Source organism: Mesorhizobium vachelliae (genome assembly GCF_033977325.1).
GTDB classification, from domain to species: Bacteria; Pseudomonadota; Alphaproteobacteria; order Rhizobiales; family Rhizobiaceae; genus Mesorhizobium; species Mesorhizobium vachelliae.
Genome location: NZ_JAVIIR010000017.1, coordinates 50,132 through 69,042, shown reverse-complemented (window position 1 = coordinate 69,042; position 18,911 = coordinate 50,132). Strand labels below are relative to the sequence as shown.

At 65.1% G+C, this 18,911-nt stretch carries 16 protein-coding genes; 4 read left to right on the top strand and 12 right to left on the bottom strand.

Going from position 1 to position 18,911, the window contains the following annotated elements; genetic code table 11:
• Positions 1–5 precede the first annotated feature (5 nt).
• Together RFM41_RS28300 and RFM41_RS28295 are read right to left on the bottom strand one after the other, a co-directional pair.
• Positions 6–1,058, bottom strand: coding sequence for an ABC transporter substrate-binding protein (locus tag RFM41_RS28300; protein ID WP_320252696.1), 1,053 nt, complete (start codon positions 1,056–1,058; stop codon positions 6–8).
• Positions 1,055–2,200, bottom strand: a complete 1,146-nt coding sequence (locus RFM41_RS28295) for an ABC transporter ATP-binding protein (protein WP_320252695.1) — start codon at positions 2,198–2,200, stop codon at positions 1,055–1,057. Before RFM41_RS28295 ends, RFM41_RS28300 begins: the two co-directional genes overlap by 4 nt.
• 283 nt (positions 2,201–2,483) lie before the next feature.
• On the opposite strand from RFM41_RS28295, the gene RFM41_RS28290 reads away from it, so the two are divergent.
• From RFM41_RS28290 to RFM41_RS28275, 4 genes are all read left to right on the top strand, one after another.
• Complete coding sequence (locus RFM41_RS28290) at positions 2,484–3,872, top strand: aminotransferase-like domain-containing protein (RefSeq protein WP_320252694.1); 1,389 nt, start codon at positions 2,484–2,486, stop codon at positions 3,870–3,872.
• Positions 3,873–3,876: 4 nt separating this feature from the next.
• Complete coding sequence (locus RFM41_RS28285) at positions 3,877–5,124, top strand: NAD(P)/FAD-dependent oxidoreductase (RefSeq protein ID WP_320252693.1); 1,248 nt, start codon at positions 3,877–3,879, stop codon at positions 5,122–5,124.
• Positions 5,125–5,364: 240 nt separating this feature from the next.
• The gene (locus RFM41_RS28280) at positions 5,365–6,570 is read left to right on the top strand and encodes an ROK family transcriptional regulator (protein WP_320252692.1); all 1,206 of its coding nucleotides are present in this window, start codon (positions 5,365–5,367) and stop codon (positions 6,568–6,570) included.
• 3 nt (positions 6,571–6,573) lie between these two features.
• Entirely contained in the window at positions 6,574–7,074 is a 501-nt protein-coding gene (locus RFM41_RS28275; protein ID WP_320252691.1) for a peptide deformylase, read from the top strand.
• Positions 7,075–7,085: 11 nt separating this feature from the next.
• On the opposite strand, the gene RFM41_RS28270 is transcribed toward RFM41_RS28275, so the two are convergent.
• From RFM41_RS28270 to RFM41_RS28225, 10 genes are all read right to left on the bottom strand, one after another.
• Positions 7,086–7,883, bottom strand: a complete 798-nt coding sequence (locus RFM41_RS28270; protein WP_320252690.1) for an ABC transporter permease subunit — start codon at positions 7,881–7,883, stop codon at positions 7,086–7,088.
• A gap of 2 nt (positions 7,884–7,885) precedes the next feature.
• On the bottom strand, positions 7,886–8,746 hold the full coding sequence (locus tag RFM41_RS28265) for a 2-aminoethylphosphonate ABC transporter permease subunit (protein WP_320252689.1): 861 nt from the start codon (positions 8,744–8,746) through the stop codon (positions 7,886–7,888).
• Positions 8,739–9,887, bottom strand: coding sequence for an ABC transporter ATP-binding protein (locus tag RFM41_RS28260; protein WP_320252688.1), 1,149 nt, complete (start codon positions 9,885–9,887; stop codon positions 8,739–8,741). The genes RFM41_RS28265 and RFM41_RS28260 overlap by 8 nt, the downstream gene beginning before the upstream one ends.
• Before the next feature lie 31 nt (positions 9,888–9,918).
• A complete protein-coding gene (locus tag RFM41_RS28255) occupies positions 9,919–10,950 on the bottom strand; it encodes a 2-aminoethylphosphonate ABC transporter substrate-binding protein (RefSeq protein ID WP_320252687.1) in 1,032 nt (343 codons plus the stop codon).
• A gap of 256 nt (positions 10,951–11,206) precedes the next feature.
• Positions 11,207–12,217 (bottom strand): 2-hydroxyacid dehydrogenase, encoded by a 1,011-nt coding sequence (locus tag RFM41_RS28250; protein WP_320252686.1) that lies wholly within the window; start codon positions 12,215–12,217, stop codon positions 11,207–11,209.
• A gap of 5 nt (positions 12,218–12,222) precedes the next feature.
• Positions 12,223–13,569 (bottom strand): (R)-1-hydroxy-2-aminoethylphosphonate ammonia-lyase, encoded by a 1,347-nt coding sequence (pbfA, locus tag RFM41_RS28245; RefSeq protein ID WP_320252684.1) that lies wholly within the window; start codon positions 13,567–13,569, stop codon positions 12,223–12,225.
• Positions 13,566–14,684 (bottom strand): TIGR03364 family FAD-dependent oxidoreductase, encoded by a 1,119-nt coding sequence (locus tag RFM41_RS28240; RefSeq protein ID WP_320252682.1) that lies wholly within the window; start codon positions 14,682–14,684, stop codon positions 13,566–13,568. The genes pbfA and RFM41_RS28240 overlap by 4 nt, the downstream gene beginning before the upstream one ends.
• Before the next feature lie 5 nt (positions 14,685–14,689).
• A complete protein-coding gene (gene phnY / locus RFM41_RS28235) occupies positions 14,690–16,144 on the bottom strand; it encodes a phosphonoacetaldehyde dehydrogenase (RefSeq protein WP_320252680.1) in 1,455 nt (484 codons plus the stop codon).
• Positions 16,145–16,369: 225 nt separating this feature from the next.
• Positions 16,370–17,626 (bottom strand): phosphonoacetate hydrolase, encoded by a 1,257-nt coding sequence (gene phnA, locus RFM41_RS28230; RefSeq protein WP_320252678.1) that lies wholly within the window; start codon positions 17,624–17,626, stop codon positions 16,370–16,372.
• Between the two features lie 12 nt (positions 17,627–17,638).
• On the bottom strand, positions 17,639–18,841 hold the full coding sequence (locus tag RFM41_RS28225; protein ID WP_320252677.1) for a 2-aminoethylphosphonate--pyruvate transaminase: 1,203 nt from the start codon (positions 18,839–18,841) through the stop codon (positions 17,639–17,641).
• Positions 18,842–18,911: the final 70 nt, after the last annotated feature.

Genomic DNA, 18,911 nt, shown 5'->3' with positions numbered 1-18,911 from the left:
CCGTCCTACTGGGCGAGCCAGGCGTTGAAGCGCTTGACGAGGTCTTCGCCATAGTCGCCCCAGAACTCGGTGTCGGCCACCAGATAGGCGCCCTTGAGATGATCGGGAGCGTTGGGCAGCTTGGGTAGCGCGTCGGCCGCGACGAAGGACGCCGCATCGGTGCGCACCGGCCCATAAGTGATGTAGCTGGCGAGCTTGGCGTTGTTCTCCGGCTTGCTGATATAGGCGAGATATTTGTAGGCAAGCTCCGGATTGCGCGCGCCCTTCGGGATGCTGATCATGTCATATTCGAGGATCTGGTTGTTCCAGACGATCTTGAACGGCTTCTTGTCGGTGTCGATGGCGTTCTGGATGCGGCCGTTCCAGGCGGTGGTCATCACCACTTCCTTGGAGGCCAGCAACTGCGCCGGCTGCGCGCCGGCATCCCACCAGACGATGTCCTTCTTGATCGTGTCGAGCTTCTTGAAGGCGCGGTCGACGCCTTCCGGCGTGGCCAGCACCTTGTAGACGTCGGCCGGCGCGACACCGTCGGCCATCAGCGCCCATTCGAGATTCTGCGCCGGGAACTTGCGCATGGCGCGCTTGCCCGGAAATTTGGTCGTGTCGAAGAGGTCGAGCACCGAGGTCGGCGCTTCTTTCAGCACGGTCGGGTCATAGGCGAGGATGTCGCCGTAAGCATCGAGACCGACTCCACAATCCAGCGCCGAGCCTTCGATGAATTTGTCGCGCGGACCGATCTTGGAATAGTCGAGCCGCTCGAGGATGCCGGCGTCGCAGCCCTGCAGCACCGTCGCGGTCTCGACCGTCACCAGGTCGATCGGCACATTGCCGGTCTCGACCATGGCTTTGACCTTGCCGAGATCGCCGAGATATTCCTGCTCGAGGATCTTGGCGCCGGTTTCCTTGGAAAACGGCTCGAACCAGGCTTTGCGCTGTGCGTCCTGCCAGGCGCCGCCGCTCGCCATGATCGACAATTCGTCGGCGAAGGCGGCTCCGGCAATGGTCATGCAGGCCGTGGCCGCCGCGAGCGCGAATAGGCGTGTTCTCAACTGTGTCATTGCGTTTTCCCCTGTTTTGGAATGGCGCCGCCCGTTCCGGCATCGGCCGGAAAGGCGCGGCAATCGTTGGGCGCGCAGGAGACCGTCACGGTCTCGCCGTTTGCCATCGTCGCTTCGGGGCCGACCTTGACGGTCAGCACCTGGTCGTTGGCGAGCCTGGCCAGCAGGCGCAGGTGATCGCCGAGATAGATGCGCCCATCGACGGTTGCCGGCAGCGCATTGCCATCATTGGCGGACGCCGTCAGGCTGAGCCGCTCGGGGCGGATGGCGACATGGCAGGCGCTGCCTTGCGTCACGCCAACCGCCAGCGCGGTGATCTCGCCGCCGCCATTCAGCCTGACGCGGCATTGTTCTCCCGAAATGCGGTCGACCACGCCTTCCAGCGTGTTGTTCTCGCCGATGAAGCTCGCGACGAATGAGCTTTGCGGAGTGTTGTAGAGATCGTCCGGCGAGCCGAGCTGGGCGATGCCTCCATTGTTGAACACCGCGACGCGGTCCGACATCGTCAGTGCCTCGCTCTGGTCGTGCGTGACATAGACGATGGTGACGCCGAGCATGGTGTGGATCTGCTTGATCTCGAGCTGCATGTGCTCGCGCAGTTTCTTGTCGAGCGCGCCGAGCGGCTCGTCCATCAGCACCAGGCTCGGCTGGAACACCAGCGCGCGGGCGAGCGCCACGCGCTGCTGCTGGCCGCCGGAAAGCTGCGTCGGGCGGCGGTCGCCGAATTGCTTCAACCGCACCATGTCGAGCGCGCGGCCGACGCGGGCCGCGATGTCGGCCTTGCTCACCTGGCGGACGGAGAGCGGGAAGCCGACATTCTCCTCGACCGTCATATGCGGGAACAGCGCATAGTTCTGGAACACCATGCCGATATTGCGCTGGTAGGGCGGCAGGCGGTCGACCGGCTGGCCCTCGAGCGTGATCGTGCCATGGGTCGGTCGCTCGAAGCCGGCGAGCATGTTGAGCGTCGTCGTCTTGCCCGAGCCGGAGGGGCCGAGCAGTGTCAGGAACTCGCCGCGCGCGACGGCAAGGTTCATCCGCGTCACCGCGAAGCTGCGCCCATCATAGGATTTCTCGACGTCGGCGAATTCAACGAAGCCGCGGTTGGCGCTCGCCAGCGCGACGGTCTGGCCGGCGGTCATCGTGCGCAATCCCGGCCACGGGGCGATTCGGTCTGATGTTTGCGATCCATGCCTAGTCCTCCCGGTACCGGCCCGCTCAAGCAGCACGCCGTCCGACTTGTATGGTCACACAATTAGATTGAAAGCGACCTTAGATGCGGACAACTTTGTCCGTCAAGCTGAAAATTGCAGCATTGTGTGATAATTTTAGTCGGATTGAGTGTCATACAACCTCTATTGTATGGATCGTTGTCTTATGCTAGATGCCCGACAAGTGAGACGTCAGCCGCAGTTCGAATCCCCTATGCTCGAAGATCTTCGCCTCACCGAGGATGAAAGCCCGGTCTATCGCCGTCTTGCCGACGCGATCGCTGAACGCATCGCCGCAGGCACGCTTGCCGTCGGCGACCGGCTGCCGCCGCAGCGCGAGATCGCGCGCGCATTGGGCATCAATGTCACGACCGTGACGCGGGCGCTGTCCACCCTGCAGGAGCAAGGCCTTCTGGAGGCGCGTCCCGGACGCGGCACGACCGTCGCCGCCCGCGACATCGTCGAGCGCCCGGGATTCGTGTCCGCGCCAAGCGACCAGAGCGGCATCATCGATCTTTCCGTCAACAGGCCGCCCACGTCAGCTTATCTCGACGCCGTCGCGGCGTTGATGCCGCGCCTTTCAAAGGATCGCCATTACGCCTCGCTGCAGGACTATCATCCGCCGGAGGGGCCGCTTTGGGGACGCGTGGCGGTCGCCGATTGGCTGAAGCCGGTCGCCGGCGATGGCGATCCTGGCCGCGTCGTGCTCGCCGCCGGCGCCCAGCATGGCCTCGACTGTGTGCTCGGCGCCGTCACCAGGGACGGCGAGGTGATACTTGCCGACGAAGTGACCTATCAGGGCATCAACGCGCTGTGCCGTGTCCATGGGCTCGACTTGCGCGGTGTTGCCATGGATCGCGGCGGCATGCGTCCCGACGCTTTCGAGGCAGCTTGCGCGCAGCTTCGCCCGCGTGCCGTTTTCCTGGTGCCGACGCTGCACAATCCGACGACGATCACGCTCAGCGAGCAGCGCCGGCATGAATTGGCGGCGGTGGCGCGGCGCCACAATGTGCTGATCATCGAGGACGACGTCTACCGGCCGCTGGCAGACGATGCGCCACCCTCCTTCGCCAGCCTCGAACCGGAGCTGACGATCCATCTCGGCGCGCTGTCCAAATGCCTGGCGCCCGGCCTGCGCCTCGGCTTCGTCATCGCCCCGCGTCCGATTGCCGGCCAGGTCGCTGCCGCGCTGCGCATCAATTGCTGGAGCATCAGCCCGTTGACGGCGCTGATCGGCGCCAGGCTGATCGAGGAAGGCGCGGCCGCCCGCATCATCGACATCCAGAAACAGGAACTGCGCCAGCGCCAGGCGATCCTGAGCGAAATCCTCAGCCGCTTCGACATCCAGAGCCATCCGACTTCGACACATGCCTGGCTGCGCCTGCCTGAACCCTGGCGCGGCGCCGGCTTTGCCCGCACCTGCCTGGAGCGCGGCGTCGCCGTGCTGCCGGGCGACGCCTTCGCCGTCGGCCGCGAGCCGGTGCAGCACGGCGTGCGCATCAATGTCGGAGCGGCGCGATCGCAGGAAGACCTGCGCTCGGCGCTTACCACCATGGCCGAGCTGCTCGCCGCCGGCCACCTGCAACTGCCGGGCTTTGTGTAAGGCCATGACCGCCGCACCAAAATCAGTCGAGATCGCGATTATCGGTGCCGGCGTCGTCGGCCTGGCGACGGCTTTGCGCCTTGCCGGCGAGGGCCGCGAGGTCCTGCTTATCGACCCGAACGAGCCCGGCTCGGGCGCTTCCTTCGGCAATGCCGGGACGATCGCCGAATATGCCTGCATGCCGGTCGGCAATCCCGGCGTGCTGCGCGCGCTGCCAAAGCTGCTGCTCGATCCCGACAGCCCTTTTTCGCTGCGCTGGGCAGCACTCTTCCAGCTCGCGCCATGGCTGGTCCGCTTTGTCCGGCAGTCGCTGCCGGCGACAACCCGGGCCAATGCGCTGGCGCTCGCCGGCCTGCTCGCCGAAGCTCTGCCGGCCTGGGGCGAAATGGTCCAGGAGGCCGGACTTCAGGATCTGATGCGCCGCAACGGCTGCCTCTATGTCTACCGCCGCGCCGGCGATTTTGCTGCCTCCGAGGGCGGGCGGGCTTTGCGGGCCGAGCTCGGTGTCCATCAGCAGGTCCTGACCGCCGATCAGGTGGCCGCGCTGGAGCCGCGGCTTGCGGCGTTCGAGGCCCAAGGCCTCTATTTCCCGGATTCGATTAACGTCAGCGATCCCAGGAGGGTGATGGCGCGGCTGGCGGCTGCCGCTGCTGCTCGCGGTGCTCAATTCATGCGCGCGAGCGTGACCGGCCTCGCAGCGGGTGCCGGCGGCGTGCGGCTGAGCGGCCCGGGCCTCGCCGTCACGGCGCAAAAAGCGGTGATTGCGGCCGGCGCCCGATCCCGCCCCCTCGCGGCCCAGGCCGGCGACCGCATCCCGCTGGACACTGAGCGCGGCTATCATCTGGAGTTTCCCACCACGACGCCTTTGCTCAACCGCCCGGTCTGCCCGGTCGATCTCGGCTTCTACATGACGCCGATGGACGGCAGGCTGCGGATTGCCGGCACCGTCGAGCTCGGCGGGCTCAAGGCGCCGCCCAATCCGCGCCGGCTGGCGCTGCTCGATCGCGGCGTGCGGCAGTTCTTCCCCGACCTCGGCCAACCATCGTCGCAATGGCTGGGCTTCAGGCCCTCGCTGCCGGACTCGCGCCCGGTGATCGGACCCTCGACGAAATCGCCAGACGTGATCTATGCCTTCGGTCACGGCCATCTGGGACTGACGCTGGGCCCGGCGACAGCGCGCTGGATCGCCAACTTCGTCGCAGGCCGAGCCGTGCCGTCAGCCGCCGATTTTTCCGCGGCGCGCTTCGGCTGAACGGCCGAGCCAGGCAGCCGATTTTCCGATGCGTCGAAAAGCGAGCTTGCTGGCCCAAGCTTTTGGCCAGCTACCGATAATTAAATCAACTTGATCTTCTAGAGCAATTCCAGGAAAAGTGCGTATCGGTTTCCGTCCGGAATTGCGCAAAAACAAGGGCTTAGAGCGGTTCGGCGATTCCGTGAATGCTGAACCGCTCTGAAGTGGCGATCTACAGTTTCCGTGACTGGCAACGACCGCATGACCCTCAAGAAAGTCATCTCCGGCACAAATCTCGAGCAAGCGAAATCGCACAACCGGCGTGTGGTGATCGAGGCGATCCGCACCAACGGCGCGCTGTCGCGGGCGGCGATCGCCAGGCTGACGGCGTTGTCGTCGCAGACCATCTCCAACATCGTCGAGGAACTGGAGGCAGCCGGGCTGCTGCGGCCTGAAGCAACGCTCAAAGGCGCGCGCGGCCAGCCAGCGGTCCCCTACTCCATCAACCCCGACGGCGGCTATTCGATCGGCCTCCAGCTCGACCACCAACTGGCCGTCGGCGTCGTCACCGATCTCTCCGGCACGCTGCGCGCCCGCATCGAAAGAAATGTCGACCGGCCTGCGCCCGCCGAGGCCATGCCGCTGCTTGCCGCTCTATCCAGCGACCTGATCGCTACCTCTCGACTGGAACGGAACAGACTGCTCGGCATCGGCATGGCGATGCCCGGGCCGTTCGGCGTCGAAGGCATGACTTCGGTCGGCCCGACGGCCCTTCCCGGCTGGCAGGATTTTCCGGTGGCCGATGAATTGGAACGGCTGACCGGTATCGCCGTCACCGTCGAGAATGACGCCACCGCGGCGGCAATAGGCGAGCGGCTTTATGGCGTCGCTCGCAAGCTCGGCAGCTTCGTCTATCTCTTCATCGGCACGGGCCTCGGCGCCGGCCTGTTCCTCGACGGCCATCTCTACAAGGGCAGCCGCCACAATGCCGGCGAGATCGGCCACATCATCGTGCGGCCAGGCGGCCTCGCCTGCGACTGTGGCAAGCGCGGCTGCCTGGAGCGCTACGTCTCGCTGCGCGCGGCCTATGACAGACTCGACCTGCCCGATCCCGACCATGCCTCTCCCGACTTGCTGGAAAAGCTTCTGGCAAGCGGCGACATCCGCTTCGAAGCCTGGCTCTTGGAGGCGGTCGAGCCATTGCGACAGGCGATCGATGTCCTCGAAATGGCGCTCGATCCCGAAACCGTCGTACTCGGTGGCTTCATGCCGCTGCCGGTGATCGAGGCTTTGGCCAGTAGGCTGGAACCGCTCCACCTTTCGGTCAGTGCGACCAGCGCCCGCGCCACGCCGCGAGTCCTGGTCGGCGCCGCGGGCAAGGACACGTCCGTCCTCGGCGCCGCGGCCCTGCCGATCTTCTCGGAAACCAACCCGCAATTCGACGTGCTGCAGAAGCCGATTGTCTGACGCGTGACGGTCCGGTCGATCATAAAGTTCCCCGATCCTCTGCTGCGCGCCGTCGCGGCTCCCGTAGACCAGTTCGATGACGAACTGCGCAATCTGGCCGGCGATCTCATCGACACCATGCATGCGGCGCCCGGCATCGGCATAACCGCCCCGCATATCGGCATCTTGAAACGCCTTGTCGTGATCCAGGTGCCTCCGGCCGCAAAGCCGGCGATCTATGTAAATCCGTCGATTGTCGAGGCCTCGCCCGAAATGATCCGTCATCCGGAAGGCAGCGTTTCGATGCCTGGCGTCACGGAAGAGATCGAGCGGCATGCCCGCGTTGGGGTTCGCTATCAGGATCTCGAGGGCAAGGAGCGGTTCGAGGACGCCGAGGGGCTGCTGGCGGTCTGCCACCAGCACGAGATCGACCAGCTCGACGGGCTCTTCTGGACGCACAGGCTATCGCGCTTGAAGCGCGAGCGTCTGATCAAACGCTACGGCAAACTGATGCGGTCGTCCTAGATTGGCGAGGGCTACGACCTCGTCTGGCGCCCGGTGACCCGTTCGAGCCCGAGCAGCAGCGCCAGCGTCACGGCAACGAGCACCATGGTCAGCGCGGCACCCGCAAAGACATCGCCGCGATCGGTCAGGCTGAAGATAGATACCGGCAGCGTCACCCAGCCCGGCGGATAAACCATGACGGTGGCGCCGAGCTCGCCCATCGACAGCGCGAAGCTCAAGCCGAAGGCGGCGACAAGGTAAGGCGCAAGCAAAGGCAGCGTGACATGCCAGAGCCGGTAAGCGGGACGCGCCCCGAGGCTTGACGCCACCTGCTCGAAATCGGGCGAAAGCCGCGCCAGCCCGGCCGAGACATTGCCGAAGGTGAAGGCCGAGATCAGCACGAAATGCGCGACCATGACGATGGCGATCGTCCCGTTGAGCAGCAGCGGCGGGTGGCTGAAGGCCACCAGCAGGCCAAGACCCACGGACACCGACGGTACAGCGCTGGGGATGAAAAACAGCACGCCGAGCACCCTGGCCAAAGTTGCGCCCTGGACGCGCAGCGCAAGCGCTGCCCAGGTGCCGCTGACCAGCGCCAGCGCGCTGGCCAGGAAGCCGGTGACCAGGCTTGCCTTCACCGCCCTCCACGCCGCCCCTTGCGCGACATCGCTATAGTGCCCGACGGTGAATCCGCTGGGCAGCACGCCATTCCACTGGTCAGCGAGGCTCGAGAGCAGGATCACCGCGAGCGGGGCGAGGAACAGCACGCCGAACAGCAAGGCGAAGACTGCCCAGATCAAGATGCGACCGGGACGCGACCAGACCAGCATCCCTATGCTCCCAGCCGGCCGGCGGCAAACCGGTAGAGACCGAACAGCCCCAGCGAAAGCGCGATGTTGATGACCGCGATGATGCAGGCGACCTGATAGGCCGATTCCTGGATGGCCTTGCTGTAGATGAGCAGCGGCAGCGTGATGACGCCCTTGGCGCCGATGAACAGCACGATGCCGAACTCGTTGACCGTCAACAGCAGGCAGAGACTCCCGCCGGCAATCAGCGCAGGCACGGCGGCCGGCAGGATCACCTGGCGCACGATCCGGAACGGGCGCGCGCCGAGCACGCTCGCTGCTTCGATCTGGCCGCGATCGACCAGCGAAAAGGCGGCAAGCAATGGACGCAGGACGAAGGGCGAGTAAACGGTGACCTCGGCCAGCACCACGCCCCAGGTCGAGTAGAGGAAGTTGACGGGCGGCGCCGACAGAGAAAACGCCTCCATCAATCCGGCATTGAGCATGCCGGCCGAGCCGTAGAGGAAGGTGAAGGCCAGCGTCACCAGGAATGTCGGCAAGGCAATGAAGGTGTCGATCAACCGGGCGATGACGCCGCTGCCCGGAAACGGCACGAAGGCGAGGATCAGGCCCAGCACCAGCCCGACGATGAGGCACCCGGCCGTCGCCGCGACCGAAATGGTGATCGTGTTGATGAGCGCGTTGAGGAAGAAGCGTGCATGCAGCACCCGCGCGAATTCAGCGACATTGGCCATGCCGCTGTCGTCGGTAAAGGCCTGCTGGACGATCAGCACCAGCGGATAGAAGAACAAGAGCGCCAGCAGCGCCGCCGGCGGCACGATCCAGAGCCGGCCGGGCACTCTTCTCACAGCCGGTGTGGCGGGAAGGACGGCCGCGTCAGCCACGGACGTCTTCCGGAACGAGCGAGGTGTCGCCGGGTGTGAAGAAGAGCGGCATGGCCGAGCCGCGTTCCGGCAGGCTCACCGGCAGCCTGGTCGCCGAGACGCGCACCGGCGTGCCGTCGACATCGAGCACCAGATGGGTGAGCTCGCCCTGCCAATGCACTTCCTTCAGCGTGCCGACGATCCTGTTGGTGTGTTCCGCGTCGCCGGTGAGGCTGAGATGCTGCGGCCTGATGCAGAGCAGGGTCTTGTCGCCAGGCTTCTCGCTGCGTCCCGCGCCGGCAAGCACGGCATCGCCGAGCCTCGCCTTGGCGAACCCTTTCGGCCCGTCGGCGCCTTCCGCGACCGTCACCGGCAAAAGGTTCGCGCGGCCGAGGAACTCAGCCGTGAAGCGGTTCGGCGGCCGTCGGTAGAGTTCGGCGGTCGGGCCGTGCGAGGACACCCTTCCGTCGCGCATGATGGCGATCTTGTCGGCAAGCGTCAGCGCTTCGGTCTGGTCGTGGGTGACATAGAGGATCGTCAGCCCCGGCAGGTCGCGATGCAGCTTGGCGATCTCCTCGACCATGTTGCGCCTGATCTGCGCGTCGAGCGCCGAAAGCGGCTCGTCGAGCAGAAGCACGCGCGGCCTGACCGCAAGCGCCCGCGCGATCGCGACACGCTGCTGCTGGCCGCCGGAAAGCTCGCGCGGATAGCGCTTGGCAAAGCCCGACATGCCGACCGTCGCGAGCGAGTCCTTGACGCGCTCGGCAATCAGCGCCTTGTCGGCGCCTTGGGCCCTCAGGCCAAAGGCGACATTGTCCTCGACCCGCATATGAGGGAACAGCGCGTAGTTCTGCACCACCATGCCGAGCCCGCGCTCATAGGGCGGCAGATCGGTCACGTCGGTGGCGCCGATGCGGATGCGGCCGCTTGCCGGCCTGACGAAACCGGCGACGGCCCTGAGCGCCGTCGTCTTGCCCGAACCGGAGGGCCCGATCATCGCCAGGATCTCGCCGGGAGCGATGTCGAGCGTCAGCGGATGCAGCACGACATGCGCGCCATAGGCGACGCTGACCTTGTCGAAGTGGACATTGGAGCCGGCGCCGCGAATTTTCGCGGCGTCGACGTCCATGACATTGCTTCCCGTGAAAGCGGGCACCGACATGGTTGCTCCTCCGGATTTGCTCACCAGGAGATCAACTTCCCGTCGCTTCGTTCCACTTCTTGACGTAGTCGGGCAGCTTGGTAAGCGCATCGTCCCAGTTCGGCGCCCAGATGGTCACGCCCTTCATCGCTTCCTGCGCCTTGGCGAAATTCGCGTCGTCCGGCTTCACGTCCTTGCGGGCCGGCAGGCCGAGCGCCACGGAGCTCACCGTCGATTGCGCTTCCTTTGAAAGCAGGAACTCGATCAGCTTCTTGCCATTGTCGCTGTTGGGCGCGCCGGTGACCAGGCCGATCTCGTAAGGCAGCGCGAAGGTGGAGCGGGTGCCGTCGGGGCCGGCGGGCCAGAACACCTTGATGTTCGGATTGTCGGCCATCTGCGACAGGTTCATCTGCAGGTCGCCATTGGCGACATGCAGCTCGCCCTTGTTGACCAGCGCGGTCAGCTTGCCGGTCGAGGCGGACGGGCCGACATTGTTGTCCTGCAGCTTCTTCATGAATTCGAAGCCCGCATCCTCGCCGCCGAAGGCGTGGATGATCTCGAGCATGACGGCGGTGCCGTCGCCGGCCTGACCGGGCGTCGAATACTGGATCTTGCCCTTGAACTTCGGATCGAGCAGGTCGTTGTAGCTCTTCGGTGCTTCCGAAAGCGCCGAGGCGTTGTAGATGAAGTTCATGTAGTTGTTGACCAGCGGCCGGTATTTGTCGGTGCCGCCATCGATCTGGTCGGAGCCTTGCGGCTTGAAATCCTGCAGCAAGCCGTCGGCGGCGGCGCGCTGGATGAAGGGCGGCAGCGTGACGAGAACGTCGGCCTGCGGGTTCGACTTCTCCTTGGCGACGCGCTCGACGACACCGCCCGAGCCACCCTCGATATACTGCACGGTGATGCCGGTGGCCTTGGTGAAGGCGGCGAACTCGGTTTCGTACCAGCTGCCATTGCCGTCATGCAGGCCGTCGGCCGAATAGATGGTGACGACGCCATCGGCGAAGGCCGGCGCGACGAGCGCCGATGAACCCAACAGTGCCGCGGTAAAGGCCATAACTACGGTGAGATTTCGCGATTTCATGGTCAGTTCCCCTTTGATTGAAAGGCACAATCTGCGACGCACTCGTGGTGGCGTTTGTCGGCCGCTAAGGGCTCAGTTAGCGCTGGTGCATGTCGTCGTTGTGTCAACTTTGAGCGCCGCCAATCGATAAGTAAAATCTATTTATTTTATGACAGACAAGACTCGGCTGATATTTGTCACGGAACTGTCGCACGGCCGTTGCAGACGTGTTTTCCTGCACGCCTGGTTGCGATTCCTCACGGAACTGACGGATACGTCAGCGAAATTCGATGCCGGTCGCCTGCGCGCGCAAGCGCGGGTCGTGCGAGCGGACCGTCACAGGCCGACCTTCGAGCACTTCGAAACAGCGGGCCAAAGTGTCGTCCTCGAGCCGGCGCATCGCCTCTTGCGTGAAGAAGGTGAGGTGCGGAAACAGGATCACATTGTCGCGATCGAACAGCGCGCTCATCGGATGGCCGGATCTGGCCAGCGGCTCCAGCGAATAGACATCGAGCCCCGCCCCGGCGATGCGCCCGGCAACGATCGCTTCGACAAGTGCGGCCTCGTCGATCAGCGCCCCGCGAGACACGTTGATGAGGATGGCCGAGGACTTCATGCAGGCGAGTTCTTGGCGCCCGATCAGGCCGCGCGTCTCATCGTTCAGCACGCAGTGGACCGAGATGAAATCGCAACCGCCGAGCATGGCCTTCAGGTCGTCGACCTTCTCGATCCCCGCTTCCTGCATCGTCGCCGCGTCGACGCCGGGATCGAAGCCAAGCACCCTGGCCCGGAACCCTTGCCCCGCCATGCGCGCCATGCTGCGGCCGATCTTGCCGCAACCGACCAGCCCAAGCGTTGCGCCGGCAATATCGCGCCCCAACCAGCGCTGCTCGGGCCAAATCCAGCCGTCGCGCGAAACCGCTGCTGTGATCGCCGGCAGCCGCTTCGCCAGAGCGATCATCAGCGCGAAGGCGCCTTCGGCAACCGTCTCTTCGGCATATTCGGGGACATTGACGACGGGAATGCCGCGCCGCATCGCCGCCTGGATGTCGATGGCGTCGATGCCGACGCCATATTTGACGATGCCCTTGAGGTTCCGCGCGGCCTCGATGACACGCGCGGTGATCGGCGTGTAGCACATCAGGATGAGGTCGACATCGGCGACCGCCGCCATAAGCTCTGCTTCCGGAATGCCGTCCGGCAGGGTGACGAACTCCACGCCGCGCGCCCTCAAGCCGGCGTCTATGCCCGGACATTCGAGCTCGCGATCGGTGCGAACCGCCTTCACCGGGCTCAGGCCGCCAGCACGGCGGCCTCGACGATGTCGAGCGCCCGGTCGAGATCGGCGCGCGCAATTACCAGCGGCGGCGACAGCGTCAGCACGTTGCCCTGGCTGATCTTGAAGCTCAGCCCCTGGTCGAGGCAGCGATAATAGATCTTCTCGGCAAGCGCGCGCGCCGGCATGCGGCTCGCCTTGTCCTCGACCATCTCGACGCCGAACATCAGCCCCCTGCCCCGGACGTCGCCGACGAAAGGCGAGCGCCGCATGAGGTCGTTCATGCGGGCGAGCGCATGGGCGCCGAGCTCGGCCGACCGCTCGACGAGGCCTTCCTCGCGAATGATGGCGATGGTGGTCAGCGCCGCCCGCGCGGTGACCGGGTTCTTCTCATGCGTATAGTGGCCGATCGCATAGTCGCCGGCGACATCGAGGTCGCGCCGCGCGATCACCGAGGCGATCGGCAGGATGCCGCCGCCGAGCGATTTGCCGAGCACGATGATGTCGGGCGTGACCCCATCATGCTCGGAAGCAAAGAACTTTCCGGTCTTGCCGAGACCGGTCGGGATCTCGTCGAAGATGAGCAGCGTGCCGTGCCGGTCGCAGGCTTCGCGCACCGCTTTCCAGAAGCCCGGCGCGGGCACCAGCGGCGTCGCGCGCATCGGCTCGGCGATGAAGGCGGCGAAGTCGCCCTCACGCCCCAGCACGTAAGCGATCATGTTGGCGCAGGCTCGAGCCGACTCCTCCAGCGAATTGGTGCCGTATGCGCAATTATGCGGCGCCCAGGGCGCGACATGCTCGGTGCCGGGCAAGAGCGGCCCGGCGATGCCGGAGCGGAACGTCGCCTCGCCGCCGACGCTGGAAGCGCCGAAACCGGCGCCGTGGAAGGCATCCCAGAAGGACAGCGTCTTGAACCGGCCGGTCGCCGCGCGCGCCAATTTCAGAGAGACCTCGATTGCGTCGGAACCGCCGGTCGTGAACAGCACCTTGCCAAGGTCGCCCGGCGCCAGCTTGCCGAGCGTTTCGGCCAGTTCCACCGCGGGCTGGCAGGTGAAGCGGCGCGGCGCGAAAGGCAATTCATCCATCTGCCTGCGGATGGCTTCCTTGAGCCGCGGATGACCATAGCCGATATGGTGGACGCTGTTTCCGTGGAAATCCATGTAACGGCGTCCGGCCGTGTCCTCGATCCAGATGCCTTCCGCCTTGGCGATGGCCGAGACGCAAGGGCTGGAAAGGCTTTGGTGCAGGAAGGCATCGGCGTCGCGGCGCAAAAGCTCCTGCGAAGGCGCGTGGCTCTGCCTGGCGCTCCATTCCTGTCGTGCCGCGGCCTTGTTGGATTCGCCTTCTGTATGGACGAGCGTCATTGGCCGAACATCTCCACGATGGCCTCCTCGCCAAGCCCAAATCCGGTACTGGCGCCGGTGCCGCTGGTGACGATCACCAGCCGCACGTCTTCATGCGGGGCGTCGCGCAGCACCGCATTCTTGGCCGAAGCGTAATATCCCGTCCAGCGCGCAAGCACGTTCGGCACCCTGCCGAACAATGTCTTGAACTCATCGAGGATCAATTGGTCGACGGCTTCCGCTCCGAACGGATCGAGCGTCAGCCCATAATGATGGGAATCGCCGACGACCAACGAACCGTCCGCGCTCTGCACGACGATCAGGTGAACGCCGTTGGCCAGCGCGGCCCCGCGTTCCTCGCTCAATTTCGCCCGCAACGCGCCGGCTTCCGGCAATGCGGCGAAACCGCCATAGCGTAACAGGCTGAGATCGGACATCAACGCCGACTGGAGCCGGAAGCCCGGATCGGCGAGGCGCAGCATCTGCAGCTTGCAACGCTGGACGCCGTGCTTGCCGATCAGCTCCGGATAGAGCGAGGAGAAATCGTCGCCGGGACAGACGACCACCTTTTCGGCGTGAACGCGTCCGGCGCTGGTTTCGACGAAGGGCGGAGCGATCTCGGTCACCGAAACGCCGGTGCGAAACGCGACGCCATGCTTCTCAGCCAGGAACGATGCCAGCCGCGGCAGCACCTCGCGCGACTCCACGCGCAACTCGAACGGGCTATGGAGCCCGCCGATGATCGCTTCCTCGTCAAGCCCGGCCTGATGCTCGAGCGCCTCCCGCGCGGTCAGAAGCTTGCACGCGCCGCCATGCTCGCCGGACTTGAACGTCTCGAGCAGTGCCAGCGCTTCAGGCCGCTGCGCCGCGATCAGCTTGCCGCGATGCAGGATTTCGATCCCCGCCTCTTGCGCAAGCTCGAGCCAGATTTCCCGGCTGCGCTCCGCCAGCCGGTGCGACGGCCCCGGCTCCTGTCCGGTGACGACGACGAGGCCGAAATTGCGGATCGAGGCACCGTTGGCCTGACGGTCGCGATCGATGACGACGACTCGCAAGCCGCGCCGCGCGGCTGCCAAGGCATGGGCCAGCCCGATGATGCCGGAGCCGACAACGGCAAGGTCGAAACTGTCCGTCACGGCGCTTACCAGGGCAGAGAGAAGGTCTTGACGTTGGTGTAGCTCTTCATCGCCTCGATGACGCCTTCCTTGTAGCCGTTACCGGAATCCTTGATGCCGCCGAAGGGGCTCATCTCGATGCGGTATCCCGGCACTTCCCAGATGTTGACGGTGCCGACCTTCAAGCCGGTGATGTATTTCTGCATGCGGCGGAAATCGTTGGTGCACACACCGGACGACAGGCCGAACGCCGTCGAGTTCGACAGCTTGATCAGCGCCTCGTCATCGTCGGGCGCGCGCACGATCGGCACAATCGGCCCGAAAGTTTCCTCCATCACCAGCTCGGATTGATGCGGCACGCGATCGACGACGATCGGCGGCAGCAGCGCGGCCTTGCGACCGGGATCGTAGAGCACCTCCGCGCCCTGCTCGGCGGCCATGTAAACACGCTTCTCGAACAGCGCCGCAGCCTTCTCATGCACCACCGTGCCAAGCTGCGTCGCCGGGTCGCGCGGGTCGCCGAATTTGATGGCCTTTGCCCGCTCCAGCACCATCGGCACGAAGCGGTCGGCGACTTTCTCCTGCACCAGGATGCGCTTCACCGCCGTGCAGCGCTGGCCGGAATTCTTGGTCGCGCCGGCAACGGCGAGATCGGCCGCCTTGGCCAGGTCCTCGTCCGAAAGATCGTTGAGCACGATCAGCGGATCGTTGCCGCCAAGCTCCAGCACCTGGCGCTTGTAGCCGGCCTTGGACGCAATCATCTTGCCGACAGGCACGCCGCCGGTGAAGGTGATCAGGTCGATATTGGGGTTGGTGATCATCTCGTCGCCGATATCGGCCGGCCATCCAGTGACGACCGAAAGCATTTCGGGCGGCAGGCCGGCCTCATAGAGGATATCGGCCAGCATCAGCGCCGTGATCGGCGTCAGCTCCGTCGGCTTGACCACGACGCAATTGTTGGTGGCGATCGCCGGCGCCACCTTGTGCGACACCATGTTGAGCGGATGGTTGAACGGCGTGATCGCCGAGATCGCGCTGAGCGGCTCGCGGATGGTGAAGATCTTGCGCTGCTTGCCATGCGGGGTGAGATCGCAGGAGAAGATCTGCCCGTCATCCTGGATGGCCAACTGACCGCTGAGGGTAAACACGTCGAAGGCGCGCCCGACCTCGTAGAGCGAATCCTGTTTTGAGATGCCGAGCTCCAGCGTGATGAGGTCCGACAGCTCGTCCTTGCGGGCATTGAGCAGCTCGGCGGTCTTGAGCAGTATCTTCTGCCGCTCGTAGCGCGTCAGCTTCGGCTGGTAGGCAGCGGCGATCTCAAAGGCGCGCCTGGCATGCTCCGCCCCGCCCGCCGGCACGGTGCCGATGACGGTGTCGTTCCAGGGAAACCGCACCTCCAGCCTGCGCTCGGCGTCGACCTTCTGGCCGGCGATGCGCATCGGCTCGTGGCGGACTTTGATGGCGGGGTCGAGTTGGGTCATCGGTTGGTTCCAGTCTTGGATACGTCGCGGGGTCGACCCCCCACTCCGGCCCTTCGGGCCACCTCTCCCCCGATCGACGGGGAAGAGGAAATCAGTCAGCGTCGGCGCTTGATCCTTCGCAGTCCAAAGCGCTGCGGAATCGACTGGGCGCCTTTCCTCTCCCCCGTCAATCGGGGAAGAGTTGCCGGGCGAAGCCCGGCGGAGTGGGGGTCGACAGCGCCGGCCTCAAGCCAGCGCCGCCGCCATCGTCGCGTAATAGAACGCATCGAAATTGCGCAGCTTAGGCTCGTTCGGCAGGTCCGGCAGCACGCGGTTGACGATGAAGGGCACCTCCTGCTCGGTCAGCCCGCCATGCGAGCGCAACGGCTCGTCGAGCGCCTTCAGATTGTGCCGGTGCTCCGAAGTGCCGATCGTCTTGTTCTCGCCCGAGATCAGGACGACGTCGCCCATGCGGTCCTCGGGCAGCTCGAAGCGGGCGCAGCCTTCCTCGCGGCCGAGCACCAGGATGATGTCTTCCACCTTGCGCAGCTCTTCCATCACAGCCTCGCGGTCGGCGCCCTTGGGAAGGTAGGCGGTGGCGAAGGAACCCAGCGCGCCGTGATGCACCACATAAGGGTCGGTGATCGGCAGGATGACACGGGCCGCGTCCTTGCCCAGCCATTCGTCGAGCAGGTCCTGCACATAGACCACATTGGGCGATCCATCGGCATGGTGCTTCGGCTTCATGCCGTGGTCGGCGGTGACGACGATTGCCGCGCCCATCGCATCCAGCTGCGCCAGATATTTGTCGAACATCTCGTAGAAGGCGTTGGCCTGGGGCACGCCGGGCGCATATTTGTGCTGCACATAGTCGGTGGTGGTGAGATACATCACGTCCGGTCTGAACTCCTTCAGGAGTTGCACGCTGGCGGCGAAGACGAATTCCGAAAGTTCCGCGGAATAGACCTCGGGCACGGGCAGGCCGAAATGCTTCGAGGCGTTGTCGATCCCGTGCTCGGCTTTCGTGGTGGTGTCGGACCTCTCGGCCGAGAAGCACATCGCCCTACCGTCGTCGAACTTCAGCCCCTTGCCGAGCAGCGCGCGCAGCTTGTCCTTCGCGGTCACCACCGCCACCTTGGCGCCGGCATCGTAGAAGCCCTGGAAGACGGTCGGCGCGCGCAGGAATTTCGGATCGTTCATCATCACCTCCTCGCCCGTCTCCGGGCTGTAGAGGTAGTTGCCGCAGATGCCGTGAACGGCCGGCGGACGGCCGGTGGCGATCGACAGATTGTTGGGGTTGGTGAAGCTCGGGATCACCGAATGGGCGAAGCGCACTGTGCCCTTCTTCTTGATCCTTTCCAGCGCCGGCATCAGCCCGGCCTTAATCGCTTCATCGAGATAGGCCGGCTCGCAGCCGTCGAGGCAGATGGCGATCGCCGGCACGCGCGGCCAGGCATAGGAACGGCCATTGGCCGTGACGTTGACGGGAGACATCTGGTTCATCGCAAAGACCTTTCAGGCGGCGAGCTTGGCGCGCTCGGCGATAGCGGCGGGGGACGGGGCGGCGGTGTCGACGCCCATTTCATTCAGTGACTGGGAGGCTGCTTCGACCACACGGCGCATGACATGCTCGTCCATCTGGCCGATGCAGCCGATGCGGAAGGAGTCCACGACCGTGAGCTTGCCCGGATAGATGATGAACCCCTTGTCCTTCATCAGCTCGTAGAAGCGGTCGAAGGCGAAGTTCGGATGCGCCGGGTTGAAGAAGGTGACGATGATCGGCGACAGCCAGCGATCCTTGAGCAGCGTCTCGAAACCGAGTGCGCGCATGCCGGCCACCATGACGTCGCGGTTCAGCGCATAGCGCGCCCCGCGGCCGGCGACGCCGCCCTCCGCCTCGTGCAGCCGCAGCGCCTCGAGGAAGGCAGCGACCACATGCGTCGGCGGCGTGTAGCGCCACTGCCCGGTCTTGTTCATGTTCGCCCATTGCGCATGCACGTCGAGCGACAGCGAATGGCTGCGTCCCTTCGCGGCCTCCAGCTCGCTCTTGCGGGCGATGACGAAGCCGAAGCCCGGCACGCCCTCGATGCACTTGTTGGCCGACGACACCATCGCCTCGTAGCGGATCTCGTTGACGTCGAGCGGGATGGCGCCGAAGGCGCTCATGGAATCGACCAGCAGCTTGCGGCCGTTGGCATAGACGGCTTCCGAGATCTCGGCGACCGGATTGAGGATGCCGGAGCTCGTCTCGCAATGGATGGCGATCACATGGGTGATCGCGGGATCGGCCTTCAGCGCCGCCGCGACCTCGTCGCCGCGCGGTGGCAGGTAATCGCCCTTGTCGATCAGCGTGTAGGCGCGGCCGATATACTGCATGGTCTGCGCCGCGCGCAGCCCGTAGGCGCCGTTGGCCAGAACCAGCACCTTGCCGTCCTTCGGCACGAACGAGCCAAGCATGGCCTCGACGCAGAAGGAGCCGCTGCCCTGCATTGGCACGCAGTCGAATTCGTCGCGGCTGTCGCCGGTCAACGCCAGGAGGCGGCGGCGCAGTTCGGCGGTCATGGCGCGGAAATCGCCGTCCCAGGAACCCCAATCGCGCAGCATCGCCTGCTTGACGGCGTAAGCCGTGGTGAGCGGCCCGGGCGTCAGCAGATAGGGTTCACCGAGCGCCGGCGCGTCCAACGGCTTGGTCGCCGCAAATTTCGTCTCAGCGAGCATGCTGCCCTCCCACTTCGATCCTGTCATTGGAATATGACAGTCATTCTCGGTCGGCCTGACATATTTGTAA

Excerpts from the sequence above, each read along its gene's own strand:
- phnA (WP_320252678.1), bottom strand. The coding sequence starts at position 17,626 with ATGAACCAGATGTCTCCCGTCAACGTCACGGCCAATGGCCGTTCCTAT.
- RFM41_RS28285 (WP_320252693.1), top strand. The coding sequence starts at position 3,877 with ATGACCGCCGCACCAAAATCAGTCGAGATCGCGATTATCGGTGCCGGC.
- RFM41_RS28260 (WP_320252688.1), bottom strand. The coding sequence starts at position 9,887 with ATGTCGGTGCCCGCTTTCACGGGAAGCAATGTCATGGACGTCGACGCC.
- RFM41_RS28255 (WP_320252687.1), bottom strand. The coding sequence starts at position 10,950 with ATGAAATCGCGAAATCTCACCGTAGTTATGGCCTTTACCGCGGCACTG.
- RFM41_RS28290 (WP_320252694.1), top strand. The coding sequence starts at position 2,484 with ATGCTCGAAGATCTTCGCCTCACCGAGGATGAAAGCCCGGTCTATCGC.
- RFM41_RS28225 (WP_320252677.1), bottom strand. The coding sequence starts at position 18,841 with ATGCTCGCTGAGACGAAATTTGCGGCGACCAAGCCGTTGGACGCGCCG.
- RFM41_RS28295 (WP_320252695.1), bottom strand. The coding sequence starts at position 2,200 with ATGACCGCCGGCCAGACCGTCGCGCTGGCGAGCGCCAACCGCGGCTTC.
- RFM41_RS28270 (WP_320252690.1), bottom strand. The coding sequence starts at position 7,883 with ATGCTGGTCTGGTCGCGTCCCGGTCGCATCTTGATCTGGGCAGTCTTC.
- phnY (WP_320252680.1), bottom strand. The coding sequence starts at position 16,144 with ATGACCCAACTCGACCCCGCCATCAAAGTCCGCCACGAGCCGATGCGC.
- RFM41_RS28280 (WP_320252692.1), top strand. The coding sequence starts at position 5,365 with ATGACCCTCAAGAAAGTCATCTCCGGCACAAATCTCGAGCAAGCGAAA.
- RFM41_RS28300 (WP_320252696.1), bottom strand. The coding sequence starts at position 1,058 with ATGACACAGTTGAGAACACGCCTATTCGCGCTCGCGGCGGCCACGGCC.
- pbfA (WP_320252684.1), bottom strand. The coding sequence starts at position 13,569 with ATGACGCTCGTCCATACAGAAGGCGAATCCAACAAGGCCGCGGCACGA.